This is a genomic window from Runella defluvii, assembly GCF_014195535.1.
GTDB lineage: Bacteria > Bacteroidota > Bacteroidia > Cytophagales > Spirosomataceae > Runella > Runella defluvii.
On the sequence record NZ_JACIBY010000003.1, the window covers coordinates 141149 to 153777 of the forward strand.

Annotated in this window: 15 protein-coding genes; 8 read left to right on the forward strand and 7 right to left on the reverse strand. The window is 43.3% G+C overall.

The genetic code is table 11. The features are described 5' to 3' along the window. Positions 1-50: 50 nt before the first annotated feature. A complete protein-coding gene (locus FHS57_RS08200; protein WP_183972416.1) occupies positions 51-890 on the reverse strand; it encodes a sugar phosphate isomerase/epimerase family protein in 840 nt (279 codons plus the stop codon). Between the two features lie 97 nt (positions 891-987). Between FHS57_RS08200 and FHS57_RS08205 the strand changes: the two genes are divergently transcribed. Beyond that, a complete protein-coding gene (locus FHS57_RS08205; protein ID WP_183972418.1) occupies positions 988-2190 on the forward strand; it encodes a class I SAM-dependent rRNA methyltransferase in 1203 nt (400 codons plus the stop codon). 60 nt (positions 2191-2250) lie between these two features. On the opposite strand, the gene FHS57_RS08210 is transcribed toward FHS57_RS08205, so the two are convergent. Together FHS57_RS08210 and FHS57_RS08215 are read right to left on the reverse strand one after the other, a co-directional pair. After that, positions 2251-2715 (reverse strand): group I truncated hemoglobin, encoded by a 465-nt coding sequence (locus FHS57_RS08210; protein ID WP_028525742.1) that lies wholly within the window; start codon positions 2713-2715, stop codon positions 2251-2253. Between the two features lie 77 nt (positions 2716-2792). After that, positions 2793-3224, reverse strand: a complete 432-nt coding sequence (locus FHS57_RS08215) for a heavy metal-associated domain-containing protein (protein ID WP_183972420.1) — start codon at positions 3222-3224, stop codon at positions 2793-2795. Between the two features lie 166 nt (positions 3225-3390). Between FHS57_RS08215 and FHS57_RS08220 the strand changes: the two genes are divergently transcribed. Both FHS57_RS08220 and FHS57_RS08225 read left to right on the forward strand, forming a co-directional pair. Further along, a complete protein-coding gene (locus tag FHS57_RS08220) occupies positions 3391-3930 on the forward strand; it encodes an RNA polymerase sigma factor (protein ID WP_183972421.1) in 540 nt (179 codons plus the stop codon). Next, positions 3927-4718 (forward strand): anti-sigma factor, encoded by a 792-nt coding sequence (locus tag FHS57_RS08225; protein ID WP_183972423.1) that lies wholly within the window; start codon positions 3927-3929, stop codon positions 4716-4718. Before FHS57_RS08220 ends, FHS57_RS08225 begins: the two co-directional genes overlap by 4 nt. A 72-nt stretch (positions 4719-4790) precedes the next feature. On the opposite strand, the gene FHS57_RS08230 is transcribed toward FHS57_RS08225, so the two are convergent. Next, positions 4791-5189, reverse strand: coding sequence for a Dabb family protein (locus tag FHS57_RS08230; protein ID WP_028525739.1), 399 nt, complete (start codon positions 5187-5189; stop codon positions 4791-4793). 426 nt (positions 5190-5615) lie between these two features. Here FHS57_RS08230 and FHS57_RS08235 point away from each other — a divergent pair, with 426 nt between their 5' ends. Next, entirely contained in the window at positions 5616-6569 is a 954-nt protein-coding gene (locus tag FHS57_RS08235; RefSeq protein WP_229601287.1) for a zinc dependent phospholipase C family protein, read from the forward strand. Here the strand turns inward: FHS57_RS08235 and FHS57_RS08240 are convergent. After that, positions 6566-8254, reverse strand: coding sequence for a sodium:solute symporter family protein (locus FHS57_RS08240; protein WP_183972424.1), 1689 nt, complete (start codon positions 8252-8254; stop codon positions 6566-6568). The two genes, FHS57_RS08235 and FHS57_RS08240, sit on opposite strands and share 4 nt — an antisense overlap. A 408-nt stretch (positions 8255-8662) precedes the next feature. Here FHS57_RS08240 and FHS57_RS08245 point away from each other — a divergent pair, with 408 nt between their 5' ends. The 3 genes from FHS57_RS08245 (at position 8663) to FHS57_RS08255 (ending at position 10683) form a co-directional block, all read left to right on the forward strand. Continuing rightward, on the forward strand, positions 8663-9421 hold the full coding sequence (locus FHS57_RS08245) for an SDR family NAD(P)-dependent oxidoreductase (protein ID WP_183972426.1): 759 nt from the start codon (positions 8663-8665) through the stop codon (positions 9419-9421). A gap of 33 nt (positions 9422-9454) precedes the next feature. Further along, positions 9455-10222 (forward strand): SDR family NAD(P)-dependent oxidoreductase, encoded by a 768-nt coding sequence (locus tag FHS57_RS08250; protein WP_028525735.1) that lies wholly within the window; start codon positions 9455-9457, stop codon positions 10220-10222. 140 nt (positions 10223-10362) lie between these two features. Then, positions 10363-10683: a YbjQ family protein gene (locus FHS57_RS08255; protein WP_028525734.1), complete on the forward strand. Its 321-nt coding sequence runs from the start codon at positions 10363-10365 to the stop codon at positions 10681-10683. Between the two features lie 19 nt (positions 10684-10702). Here FHS57_RS08255 and FHS57_RS08260 read toward each other — a convergent pair whose 3' ends face one another. Next, complete coding sequence (locus FHS57_RS08260; protein WP_122934342.1) at positions 10703-11200, reverse strand: phosphoribosyltransferase family protein; 498 nt, start codon at positions 11198-11200, stop codon at positions 10703-10705. A 99-nt stretch (positions 11201-11299) separates the two neighbouring features. On the opposite strand from FHS57_RS08260, the gene FHS57_RS08265 reads away from it, so the two are divergent. Further along, positions 11300-11719 carry a DUF4783 domain-containing protein gene (locus FHS57_RS08265; RefSeq protein ID WP_183972428.1) on the forward strand — a complete coding sequence of 140 codons (420 nt, stop codon included), beginning with the start codon at positions 11300-11302 and terminating at the stop codon, positions 11717-11719. A gap of 2 nt (positions 11720-11721) precedes the next feature. Here the strand turns inward: FHS57_RS08265 and FHS57_RS08270 are convergent, their stop codons facing one another. Next, on the reverse strand, positions 11722-12552 hold the full coding sequence (locus tag FHS57_RS08270; RefSeq protein WP_183972430.1) for a DUF2059 domain-containing protein: 831 nt from the start codon (positions 12550-12552) through the stop codon (positions 11722-11724). Positions 12553-12629 lie beyond the last annotated feature (77 nt).

Below are 12629 nucleotides of genomic sequence, written 5' to 3' on the forward strand. Positions count from 1 at the left end.
TTTCGGGAGGTTCTTCCAAACTTTCGGGAGGTTTTGGTTTTGCGTTACTATTAAATCGAAAGTTGCTTCATCCAATCAGCATCTACTTTGATGCTATCAATCGATGTTCCAGGGTATTGTTCCTGTTCTACAAGGTAGTATTTTACACCCGCTTTTTTGGCAGCTTTCAAAATGGTCACAAAGTCGATTGAGCCTTGTCCCAAATCTTTCTGGGTTACTTTGCCGCTACTGTCTTTTACCATGTCTTTGATGTGTACCAATTCGTAGCGTTTTCCGTATTTTTTGAAGTGCTCAACGGCATCTTGTCCCGCTGCTACAATCCAGCACAAATCCAATTCAAACATCACCTTTTTGGGGTCGGTGTTGGCCAAAAGCACTTCGTGAGGGATTTGCCCTTCGAGCGGTTTAAAAGAGTAATCGTGGTTGTGGTAGCCAAATTTCATTCCCGCGTTGGTTACTTTTTCGCCCACTTGGTTAAACAAATCGGCTTTTTTCTTCCAATCATCGATGGTTTTTTGAGGGCCTAAATAAGGACAAAGCATGTATTTGAGTCCCGCTTCAGCGCCACGCTCGATGTTTTTATCCAGGTCTTTGTTCATGTCAAAGTGTGTACTCACCATTTTGACGCCCATATCACCCAAAAAAGTTTTACATTCTTTCGGCGACATTCCCCACAAAAAGTCAGGACCGCCGTAGCTTTCAAATTGTGTATAGCCCATTTCAGCCAATTTTTTCATGGTTCCTTTGGCATCTTTTGGCATCAAATCACGAACGCTGTAAAGCTGAATTCCAAATTTTTTGATGGGTTTCGCTTCAGTAAAAAGACTTGGTGTGAGGGCAATTCCCGCGCTTAATGCGGATGTTTGTTTCAAAAAATCGCGACGATTCATTGGTGATTGGTGGTTAGTTTCAGGAAAAAAAACGAAAAATGTGCTTTCTACTTGCATTGTGCTAAGTATTTTTGTCTTTCAATTAATAATCATCTTCGTGCATTCTTTTCCACTTGTATATCTAAAACCCAATCGCGACGAAGCCGTACGGCGGTTTCATCCGTGGGTTTTTTCGGGGGCTATCGCCCGAATCAAAGGCCAACCAACTGACGGTGAAATCGTTGAAGTTTGTGATAGCCGTGGCCAGTACTTGGCAACGGGGCATTACCACAATGGCAACATTGCCGTAAAATTGTTCAGTTTTGAACAATTTGTACCCAACGTTGATTTTTGGAAACAAAAATTGCAAAAAGCACTGACCGTTCGCCAGCAGCTTTTTGCCACCCAATGGAGTAGTGAAGACACCATCACCAATAGCTACCGCTTGGTACACGGTGAAGGCGATGGTTTACCTGGGCTTATTATCGACTTTTACAACGGGGTGTTGGTTATTCAAGCCCATTCGATTGGGATGTACCGCGTGCTCGATGAGTTGGCGCAAGCATTACAAGATTTATACGGCAGCGATTTGAAAGCCATTTATAATAAAAGCGCTGATACCTTGCCCGATGAGTTTGCCAAAACTACCCAAAACGGGTACGTTTTCGGTAGTTGTCCCGTTCCGCATCCTGTCAAAGAAAACGGACATACTTTTTTGATTGATTGGGAAACGGGGCAAAAAACGGGCTTTTTCCTCGATCAACGCGATAACCGACGGTTGTTGGGAAGCTATGCCAAAGGAAAAAATGTCCTGAATGCGTTTTGCTATTCGGGTGGTTTTTCTATTTATGCTTTGGCAGAAGGAGCACAATCGGTCGATTCGGTGGATGCCTCCAAAAAAGCGATTGAATTGACGGAGCGCAATGTAGAAGCCAATTTTGGTGAGACGACAAACCACCAGTCGTATGCAGAAGACGTAATGAAGTTTTTAAAAGAAACAACAGGTACTTACGATTTGATGATTCTTGACCCACCAGCCTATGCCAAGAGCATGTCGGCGCGTCATCGTGCCGTACAAGGGTATAAGCGATTGAATGCAGAAGGTATCAAGCACCTAAAACCAAACGGGATATTGTTCACGTTTTCGTGTTCGCAAGTAGTGGATCGCGAGCTGTTTTACAACACGGTGGTTGCAGCGGCCATCGAGGCAGGACGCCAAGTGCGGGTTTTACACCAAATTACGCAGCCCGCCGACCACCCCGTCAATCTTTTCCATCCTGAAGGAAGCTACCTCAAAGGACTGGTACTTTGGGTCGAGTAAAAATAAGAACAGCAGGGCAATTTGCCCTGCTGTAATACTCAACTACCCAACCAGACCCTACTATTGGCCTACAATTTGGCTTTTTAAGCCTCCTAAAACACCTAAAAGTTCGTTTTGCTCGGTAGATGGTACATTGAACTTATTCAAGGCCATCACTAAGTCATTGACCAGTGAGTTGAACTCAGTATCAGTGATTTTCATCCCTTTGTGGGCTGTCACCATGTCTTTTCCTGTGTATTTCTGTGGACCGCCGCTAGCCTGACCAATTTGGTCAATTAGGTTGTTACGAAGGGCAGTCAAACGTGCCGTGTTACCTTTTTGTACTTCTTGAAGAAGTGGCGTAAACGTACGAACCATGTTTGGATCTGCCGCTACGTTTGTGATAAATTGATCCACAACGGCTGAAATGGCGCTAACCCCACCAAGGCGGTCATACAATGATTTTGGCGCTGCTTCTTCTTCTTTCTTACAAGATGACATAATGAACACAAGCGCAACCGATAAAGACAAAAATGCTTTTTTCATGGTTTTAATTGATTTAATTGATTGAGAAAATGGATTAAATTAAAACTTGAGTAGTTATTGAGAGAAAATAAAAGATGCTAACGGAAACAGAAGGCGTATTTAGCGCGCTCAAATGCTTGAATGTACGACAACGGCACGGGGCATTCAGGGCCGCTTGCTGTAATGCCATCAAAGGATGCGGGCTCAACTTTTTTGGCAGAATAGGTGCCTACCAATGATTTCAAAGAAGACTCGTTGGTGGCATCAGGGTCAAAAGTGATGCTCACGAGTTGACTTGCGGGGTTGACTGTACAAGCGGTGACCCCTTTTTGTTGACTCATTTGTTTTTGTAACGCTTCCGAATTAGTAGTTTCATCAAGCCCATCTACTTTTATGATGGTCATGCTAATTGGCTTTACGTAAGCGTGCATGGGGGCAGGTTCTAAATTGGCATAGACAACAAATGCCATAAAAAGAAAACCTAAGGAGTAAAGCGAAATTTTAGCGGTTTTGATAAGTCCTTTTTTCATGGTCGATAACCTTTTTGGTACTATCTACGAGGACGAATGTCAAGTTGGATTTAGAGGACTGATTTTTTTTTTGGATATTGCATACATGAAAGCTCTTAAACAGAAGTACGCTCGCTTTTGTTTACTTGTAAATACTGTCTATTCTCAAGTGGTTTAACTTTTTTATATGGGATTAAAAACGCCTAAATTGAATGAGAGCGAACTATTGGAACTGTTGCGAAGGCAAGATCGCAAAGCTTTCAATTACCTTTATGATAATTACTCCGACGCACTGTACGGGGTTATCTTAAAGGTGGTTCGCATTGAAGAAACTGCACAAGATTTGTTGCAAGAAATCTTCGTCAAAATTTGGAAGAACATTGCCCAATACGACTCAAGCAAAGGGCGTTTGTTTACCTGGATGCTCAATATCGCACGAAATACGTCGATAGATTATTTGCGAGTTAATCGCCTCGAAATCCAAGACATAGATACAGCCGTATATACTGTAGAACAAGGTCAATCAATATATGAGGAAATTAACAACAACGAACTTAAAGAAGTGGTGTCGCAACTAAAACCGGAGCAGCAAACGCTGATAGAAATGGTGTATTGGGGAGGCTACACGCACGAAGAGGCAGCCCAAAGGCTAGACATGCCGCTTGGGACGGTAAAAACGCGTGTGCGAAGTGCTCTTAGGGATTTAAGAAAATTTTTTGGTGCATGATTAACGTTAAAGAATACATAGAATCAGGTATCCTAGAAGACTATCTTTCAGGGAACGTTTCTGAACAGGAACGGAGGGAAGTGGATTGCCTATCTAAAATTTACCCCGAAATAAGGACTGAGTTAGATAGTCTCAGCGATACAATAGAACGATTTGCTTTTGCCAACAAAGTGGCTGCTCCAGCTGCATTGAAAAGTAAAATTATGGCACAGCTCACCTTTGCAGACGATGAACCTGAAACACAGGTGGAACAACTTGTTGAGGAGGAAGAAGATAATGTGCCCGTTTTACCGCTTAATTCGCGCGGAAATTCCTTTCAATGGGGATGGGTAGCGGCGGCTTCAGTAGCAGCTTTGGTTGGCTCGGTGGTGTACTTCAACGCTCGTTTGGATACACTTTCTACAACGGTGGCACAACAACAGACCGAAATAAAAGTACAAACAACGCAAATTGCGCAATTAAATGATGCCAATAACCAGTTTGTGACTTTGAAAGGGGTAGAGAAATCACCTAGTAGTTCGGTGCGGGTTGTGTGGAATCCTAAAACGCAGGAAGTTCAGTTAAGTGTTTTGTCATTGCCTACTCCTAGTGCCGACAAACAATATCAACTTTGGGCGTTGGTGGAAGGAAAGCCAGTTGATTTAGGCGTGTTTGATGTAAGTACTGCCTTCCAAAAAATGAAAACGACGGGACAAGCAGAAGCATTTGCGGTCACGCTCGAAAAGAAGGGAGGCAATCCGACGCCTCATTTGGAAGAGTTATACGTGATGGGTAAGGTGGCAGGGTAATCCTGCCCCGTCCCCAACAAAAAAGCCTCGGCAACGCCGAGGCTTTTTTGTTGGGGAGTTTTTTGAGAAAAACTATTTAGCAATGCTTGCGTCAATCACCAATTCTTTTTCCCAAGATGCTTGGTTGTTTTTTACAAACTCTTGGTATTTAGGGTGATTTTGGAACGTCAAAATGTCATCCTTTGTGCGGAAAGTAAGATAGTGCATCGCATCATATTCTGAGCTTCCTGCCACGCTCAACGTTTTACCACCTGAGTAAGCAACCATTTGGTGAATCTCACGGCGGAGCTGAGCAAATTCATTCATGTGGCGCTCAATGTCGGCGGCACTTGCGTCGGCTTTAAATTTAATGCAAACGATTTTTTGAATCTCTGCATTCTGACTTGGCGTGTAGGCTCCGTAAATGATGAGCATAAATACACAAAGGCCAAATACTGGTTTGATATATCCGAAAAACTTCTTCTTGTTCATTTTGGTAATAAGTTGATTTTTAAACTTCAGTTTTCACGTCTGATTTTGAATACGATGCAAAGATAACGAACGAAATTTAAAAATTGTACTTTTTTTATTAAAAATATAAACAATTCTGTATTTTTTGCTTTTTGCCAAATCAAATTACGACTGTATTAAAAGTGACGATACAACCTTATTCATCGTCTCAGTAAAAATTTGAAGATTAAATCGATGATTCTGCAAAAAATACTCAGCCAATTACTTAATTCAAAAACTTATTTTACGCCATTTTACAGTTCAAAAATGGTTTTATTTCGGTTTTTGAGGATAAAAAATACGATATTACACTTTTGTGTAAAGAACAAATACCAAATAAAATTTGGGGTGCACCCCTGTAATCTATGTTTAATTCGGAAAATATTTACACTAATTTTTCTTCTGTTATTGCTGAATATCCCAATTGGTGGCTTTTGTGGTAAAATAAAGTGGGGTTTTTGGGCGCACCAGCGCATCAACCGTCTCGCGGTTTTTAGCCTTCCTCCCGAAATGCAAGTGTTTTTCAAAACACAAATCAACTACTTGACTGAAAATGCGGTCAATCCCGACAAAAGGCGCTACGCCGTAGTGGGAGAGGCCCCACGCCATTATATTGACGCAGAGGCGTATGGAGATAGCGCATTGTACAAACTTCCTTACTACTGGAAAGAGGCGGTTGAAAAATACGGCGAAGATACGCTGGCGCTCAATGGTACTGTCCCTTGGGCAATCCAGCAATACAAATTTCAGCTTACGGAAGCATTTCGTCAAAAAAATCCCCGTCGTATCTTACGGGTAGCGGCAGATTTGGGGCATTATATTGCCGACGCCAACGTACCCCTGCACACAACCCGCAATTACAACGGACAAATGACGGGTCAGGAAGGGATTCATGCCTTTTGGGAGTCGAGGGTGGCAGAATTGTACGGGGAAAGTTATGATATGTTTGTGGGTGCGGCTATGTATGAACATAAAGTTGCCCATCGCGCTTGGCAGGCTGTCCGCAATGCCAATGCAGGATTGGACAGTGTCCTACGGTTTGAGCGGGAGTTGTCGGCGAAATTTCGACCTGAACAAAAATACGTATTGGAAGATCGTAATGGGGTGATAGTAAAGACCTATTCGAGGGAGTTTTCGGAACGGTACCACCAGCTGCTAAACCGCCAAGTAGAACGGCAAATGCGTGCTTCGGTTAAAATGGTGGCGGATTTTTGGTTTACGTGTTGGGTGGATGCAGGCCAGCCCATCCTTTCTGATTTCTCGCATTTTGACTTAGACGAACAAGCAAAAAAAGAAGAAAAAGAAGAAAAAATGGGCTGGTTGAAGCGACTATTTTCGGTCAGAACGGAGAGTGATAATTAGGCATTGGCAGGCTTAATTTTTTGAATTAACCACGCAAAAGCAATAACGAGTACGCATCCGACGACGTTGAGCCATAAAAACGCCATTAAATCATACCACCAACACAGAACTACGCCGATTTCGGCCACAATTGCTCCCCAAAAAGTAGCTTTTCCACCAATGTTTTTGAAGTAAAACGCGACTAAGAATATCCCTAAAATAACGCCGTAGAAAAGTGAACCAAGAATATTGACGGCCTCAATCATGCTTCCCAATTTGCTGGCATATTGCGCCACAAAAATGCAAAAAATGCCCCATCCAATGGTAGAAATGCGGGTTGCCATCAAATAATGATTGTCATTGGCATCGGTTTTATAGACGCGTTTGTACAAATCTACAACTGTGGTAGAGGCCAAGGAGTTGTAGGCAGCGGCAATAGAACCCATTGACGCACTAAAAATGACGGCAATTAATAAACCAATCAGTCCAATGGGGAGGCGGTCGAGTACGAATCGTAAGAATACGTAATTCACATCGCTGGTATCGGCGGTTGGGTTGTTTTTCTTAATTAAGGAAACCGCGTCTTTTTTAAGCTGTTTTTGGGTGTCGTCCGATTCTTTCAACGCTTCTTGCCAATGGGCAATCGAAGTTTCGTCTTTGGAATCCAATGCTTTGGCCAAACCATCGACGGCTGCCCGTTGACTGCTCACGGCCAATGAATGTTTCTCTTCCAACGATTGGTAATCGGCGGCGTATTCGCTATTTCTGAGTTTGTCAGTTTCTACTTTGTTAAAAAACAACGGGGCGGGATTGTATTGATAATAGACAAAAACGAGCACGCCAACGAGCAAAATCAGGAATTGCATCGGGATTTTTAACAAACCATTCATTACGAGACCCATGCGACTTTGCCCGATGGACTCTCCCGTGAGGTAGCGGCCTACTTGTGATTGGTCAGTGCCAAAATACGATAGTTGCAAAAAGAAACCTCCAATCAGACCCGACCAAATATTATAACGGCTATTGGGATCAAAATGAAAATCAATGGTGTTAAGACGTCCTGCTTTACCCGCAATCTTGAGCGCATCCACAAAACCAATGTCACTAGGCAACAGATGAACAACCATGTAACCTGCCACAAACATGGCCATGGTTACAATAATCATTTGCTGTAAGTGGGTGTGAGAAATGGCTTTTGTGCCGCCCGTAACGGTATAAATAAGTACCAACGAGCCCATCAAAATATTGGTCCAAGTTAAATCCCAGCCTAAAATAGTGGCTAAAATGATGGAAGGAGCATAAATGGAAAGCCCCGTTGAAAGTCCGCGCGATAATAAAAATAGGATAACGGTAAAAATCCGAACTCGACCATCAAACCTAGTTTCGAGAAATTCGTAGGCAGTAAACACTTTGAGTCGGTGAAAAATAGGGACAAAAGTGATACTTAGCACGACCATCGCCAGTGGAAGCCCAAAATAAAACTGAACAAAGCGCATTCCGTCGGCAAAGCCTTGGCCTGGGGCAGATAAAAAAGTAATCGCACTCGCTTGTGTAGCCATTACGGAAAAGCATACGTGGTACCAAGGCAGCGATTGACCTGCAATAAGATAATCATCGATGTTTTGCTTGCCACGGCTTCGGTAAATACCGTAAATAATAATAAAACTGAGGGTACCAATTAAGACAATCCAGTCAATAAAACTCATTGGCAGGAGGGATTAGGTGGAAAGTGAAAGGTTTAGAAATCTGGGAATATTATTCGAAATACTTCATCATTACGTAAAAAAGCACCATAAGTACTAATAAGGTACCAATGACAATGCGGTACATTTGGCGCCAACTTTTAATGAAAGGTGGTAATCCTTCGGTCTCGTTAGGTTGCTGGGAGTCCATCATACAAATGCGCAAAATTTGAGTAGCAAAAGGGAATGGGTGAATTATTTGTTTTACATCAAAAAAATAACCAAAATGCGTGCCGTAAAATTAGGTGTATTCTTTGAGCTTCTGGTAAAGATTAGCTAGAAAGTCAAAAAAGATGTTTAAAGCGTCATAATCCTAGTTTTAACAACCGATACTTTTTTCAAAAACCCTTAATTTAACTTATTTTTCATTCAATGAATTTCAAAGATCAAGTAGTGATTATTACGGGAGGATGTTCTGGCATTGGGCGGTCGGCGGCATTGGCTTTTGCTCGCGAAGGTGCTAAATTATTCCTTGCCGACCTGTCAGAAAAAGCAGGGGACGAACTCGTGGAAGAACTTACGGGAATGGGTGCCGCGGCGACTTTTGCCCGTATTGATGTCACCGACGTAGAAGATGTACAGCGTATGATTAGCGATTGTATTTCCTATTTTGGGAATATTGATGTATTGGTCAATAGTGCGGGTGTTGTTGGGCCACGCGCTCGTACCGAAAAATATCCGATTGACGACTTTCAAAAAGTGTTGGATGTCAACGTTAACGGCCTTTTTTATTGTATGCAAGCCGTTTTACCCCATTTTTTGAGTAAAAAGAGAGGCAACATCGTCAATATTGCGTCGGTGGCGGGTTTGGGTGGATTTGCGGGGCACATTGGTTATTCGGCCAGTAAACATGCCGTAGTAGGCATGACGCGTTCGGCTGCCCTCGAATTTGCCAAACACGGAATCCGGGTCAATGCCATTTGCCCAGCCTTTACGTTGACGCCCATGCTCGAAAATGCGATTATCAACGACGATACCAATTACTTAGAAGCACTCCAGAATGCCATTCCGATGAAGCGATTTGGAAAACCAGAAGAAATCGCTGACGCAATTTTGTACGCAGCCTCGGCTTCATCATCGTTTATGACAGGACACACCCTCGTCCTCGATGGCGGACTTTTAACTGCCTAATTTCATTCACCAATTACTAAAGAAACAACCAAAATGGCTGACAACCAACTTTTTCAATTGACAGGTAAAGTAGCACTCATTACGGGAGCAAGTAAAGGAATTGGCGAGCAAATTGCGCGGTATTTGGCGCAATTTGGCGCAAAAGTCGTGATCAGTAGTAGGCGGCAAGCAGACCTCGACGAATTGGCGGAAGACATTCGTAAAACGGGGGGCGAAGTTACGGCCATAGAGGCAAGAATGGGAGACGAAGCACAAACAAAGCACTTATTTGATAAAACGGTTGAAGTGTATGGCGGAATTGATATTCTGGTCAACAACGCGGCTGCCAATCCTTATTATGGCCCCACCGTAGATTGCCCCGACAATGCCTATGACAAAATCATGGACATCAACGTAAAAGCACCCTTTCAACTATCAAAATTGGTGTATCCCGTCATGAAACTGAGAGGCGGAGGGAGCATTATCAATATTAGTAGCATTGCTGGCGAAACGCCCGATCCAGGTTTGGGGATTTATAGCGTGAGTAAAGCCTCCATCAATATGCTTACCAAAGTATTGGCAAAAGAATGGGGCGCCGACGGAATCCGCGTAAATGCCGTCGCGCCAGGGCTTATCAAGACAAAGTTCAGTCAGGCATTGTGGCAAGATGAAAAAACATTGGCGCATTTTACAAAACGATTGCCCATTGCCCGCATGGGGACAGTAGAAGAAGTGGCTTCGTTGGTTTTGTATTTAGCTTCGGATGCGTCGGGATACTGCACAGGAGGCATTTATACCGTCGATGGAGGAACCACTATTTAGAAAGCACATATCCCAATATTTTCATGGAGGTTTTAAGTCGTTGGTACATTCCCAAGACCGTTGTTCCTAGATTGTACCGCCGATTTATCCCATTATGACTACTATTGTGCCCAATATTTAACATTCTCACCGCTTTTGATATGCTCATAACAACTACCAACAACATTGAGGGTAAAAAAATTACTCAGTACATCGGTTTGGTCAACGGCGAGGCCATCATAGGTGCCAATTTTGTAAAAGACTTTTTTGCAGGCATTAGTGACATCGTAGGCGGACGCTCGGGGGCGTACGAACAGGGCTTGCGCGAAGCGAAGAGTATTGCCCTCAAAGAAATGATTGAACAAGCCCAACGCCTAGGCGCTAATGCCATCATTGGGGTTGATTTAGACTATCAAACCATCGGTGGTAGTGGTACCATGCTTATGGTAAGCGCCAATGGTACTGCCATTATTTATGAATAAGAGGGGGCTACCCCTCTTATTAACTTAAATATACGCCTGCTTCAGGCTCAGAAAGCTTCACCCGAATGTGCTCGTTGAGGGTAGTGCTGAGGGCATAACCGACATAATCGGCCGAAATGGGAAAGGAGTGATGTGCCCGATTGACCATGACCGCTACTTGTACCCGTTTGACAGAAACACCTAAAAACGGCGAAAGACTGTAGGCAAGCGTACGACCTGTGTTTAGCACATCGTCCACCACAATGATTACTTTGCCGTTGAGCGCTTCTTTGTCTATGTCAAAATGAACAGGGCTGGTATGGGGCTGCTCTTTGTTTAGGTCAATTTTCATCAACGTAATGTTCAAAGGCGAAATCTCCCGCAGGTAGTTGGTTAAAAGACCAGCCATGGTATAGCCTTCGCCCACAATTCCAGCAAGGACAACGTTGGTTTCTTCGAGGTTACGTTCGTAAATTTCAAACGCAATTCGCTTTATTTTTTGGTGGGTTTGGTCGAGTGAAAGTATTGGATTCTGCACAGCGAAAAAGGAATAATCTGTTTTTTGTGAGACGAACGAGTTTGGCACAATTTTAGCCAAGAACTTATTGAAATCAAAAAACAAATTTACGCTTTCGCAATGAGAACCCTGCAAATTATTTTCTTGACGTTAGTAGTTGGGTGTATTTTTAGTGGCTTTATTGCCGAAAAGGCAGCCCGCGAGCTTGAAATCGCCGAAAAAATAAAAGGCTCGATAAAAAGCGGAAATGCCCACAATCTTGCGGTGCATTTTGAGAAAAATTTGGACTTAGTCATTGATGCCGAACACGTTGAGTTTCGGCGCGTTCGTGATGGGCAGGCAGAATTGATTTTGAAAAACTTCTTTAAAAAATATCCCCCGAAAGACTTTAAATATGGCTTTCAGGGGACGGCTTCTAAAGTTCGTTATTGTACAGCAACGTATCAGGCACTTAATGGTAATTCGTTTCAGGTATATATTTTGATGAGAGTCACCGAAAAAGAATACCTTATCAATACGCTACATTTCAAGAAAGAGTGATTTTATTTAATCACGAAGTTGTTGTCTTTGATGCCTTTGTTTACTTTGACCGACGTCACTTCTGCTTTTGAAGAGAACTGTCCGTTACCTTGTTCGCGGACGTAAGGGATTTTAACACCATTGCCATCTTTGATTTCTTTGTAGTCGCTGAGGGCCGCGTTCATCATTCCACCGCCCATCATTCCACCACGGCCGCCGCCTTGGCCACCCTGTCCGCCGCCACCTTCGGGGCGTTGCCCTCCTGGACGCTGACCACCGCCTTGACCATCAGGACGAGGGCCTCTTTGACCTTCACCCGAGCCAGCTCTTTTCACTTTAAGACCCGTCTCTACGTCAAAGAAATCGTTCCATTTTCTTCCCTCAGGAATGGCAAATTCCACTTTCCACGCATCTTTGCCATTGACTGCTTCTTTGCCAACCACTGTTTTTTGAACGTTAAATTCAGCATAAAGTAATTCTGGGAAAGGAGCAGCTTGTAAAATGGCGCCTGCGGCGTCTTTGCCTTCGAGTGTACTAGAGTTGGTATTACCTCCAAAACCAGAAGTAATGGCTACTTTTGTCCCATCGCAAGTTTGGCGCATAACCTCATTGCCCATCATGTACACGACGCTGCTGAATTTATTGCCTTTTTTAAATTTCACTTCCGACTCCATCGAGCCGCGTTGGGTTTCGGCAACGGTACTAATAGAAATGTCTTCGATTTTGGAAAGGGCCTCTTTGCCGCCGATGGCAGCTAGGTATTTGTCAAGGATGGCATCTGCCGAGGGAGTTTCTTGGGCTGAAGCAGCGCCAACAACGCCAAACATCATCAGGCTCAAAATTATTTTTTTCATAGTTGTTTGGGGAATGATAAAAGTTGATAAAACTTGGGTATTGATTTAAGCAAATGTACGTAAAAAGGAAATTGTTA

What these genes read in the sequence shown, in the direction of transcription:
- FHS57_RS08200 (WP_183972416.1), bottom strand. Translation starts at nt 890, where the DNA reads ATGAATCGTCGCGATTTTTTGAAACAAACATCCGCATTAAGCGCGGGA.
- FHS57_RS08210 (WP_028525742.1), bottom strand. Translation starts at nt 2,715, where the DNA reads ATGAAAAAAGCATTTTTGTCTTTATCGGTTGCGCTTGTGTTCATTATG.
- FHS57_RS08215 (WP_183972420.1), bottom strand. Translation starts at nt 3,224, where the DNA reads ATGAAAAAAGGACTTATCAAAACCGCTAAAATTTCGCTTTACTCCTTA.
- FHS57_RS08220 (WP_183972421.1), top strand. Translation starts at nt 3,391, where the DNA reads ATGGGATTAAAAACGCCTAAATTGAATGAGAGCGAACTATTGGAACTG.
- FHS57_RS08225 (WP_183972423.1), top strand. Translation starts at nt 3,927, where the DNA reads ATGATTAACGTTAAAGAATACATAGAATCAGGTATCCTAGAAGACTAT.
- FHS57_RS08230 (WP_028525739.1), bottom strand. Translation starts at nt 5,189, where the DNA reads ATGAACAAGAAGAAGTTTTTCGGATATATCAAACCAGTATTTGGCCTT.
- FHS57_RS08240 (WP_183972424.1), bottom strand. Translation starts at nt 8,254, where the DNA reads ATGAGTTTTATTGACTGGATTGTCTTAATTGGTACCCTCAGTTTTATT.
- FHS57_RS08245 (WP_183972426.1), top strand. Translation starts at nt 8,663, where the DNA reads ATGAATTTCAAAGATCAAGTAGTGATTATTACGGGAGGATGTTCTGGC.
- FHS57_RS08250 (WP_028525735.1), top strand. Translation starts at nt 9,455, where the DNA reads ATGGCTGACAACCAACTTTTTCAATTGACAGGTAAAGTAGCACTCATT.
- FHS57_RS08255 (WP_028525734.1), top strand. Translation starts at nt 10,363, where the DNA reads ATGCTCATAACAACTACCAACAACATTGAGGGTAAAAAAATTACTCAG.
- FHS57_RS08265 (WP_183972428.1), top strand. Translation starts at nt 11,300, where the DNA reads ATGAGAACCCTGCAAATTATTTTCTTGACGTTAGTAGTTGGGTGTATT.
- FHS57_RS08270 (WP_183972430.1), bottom strand. Translation starts at nt 12,552, where the DNA reads ATGAAAAAAATAATTTTGAGCCTGATGATGTTTGGCGTTGTTGGCGCT.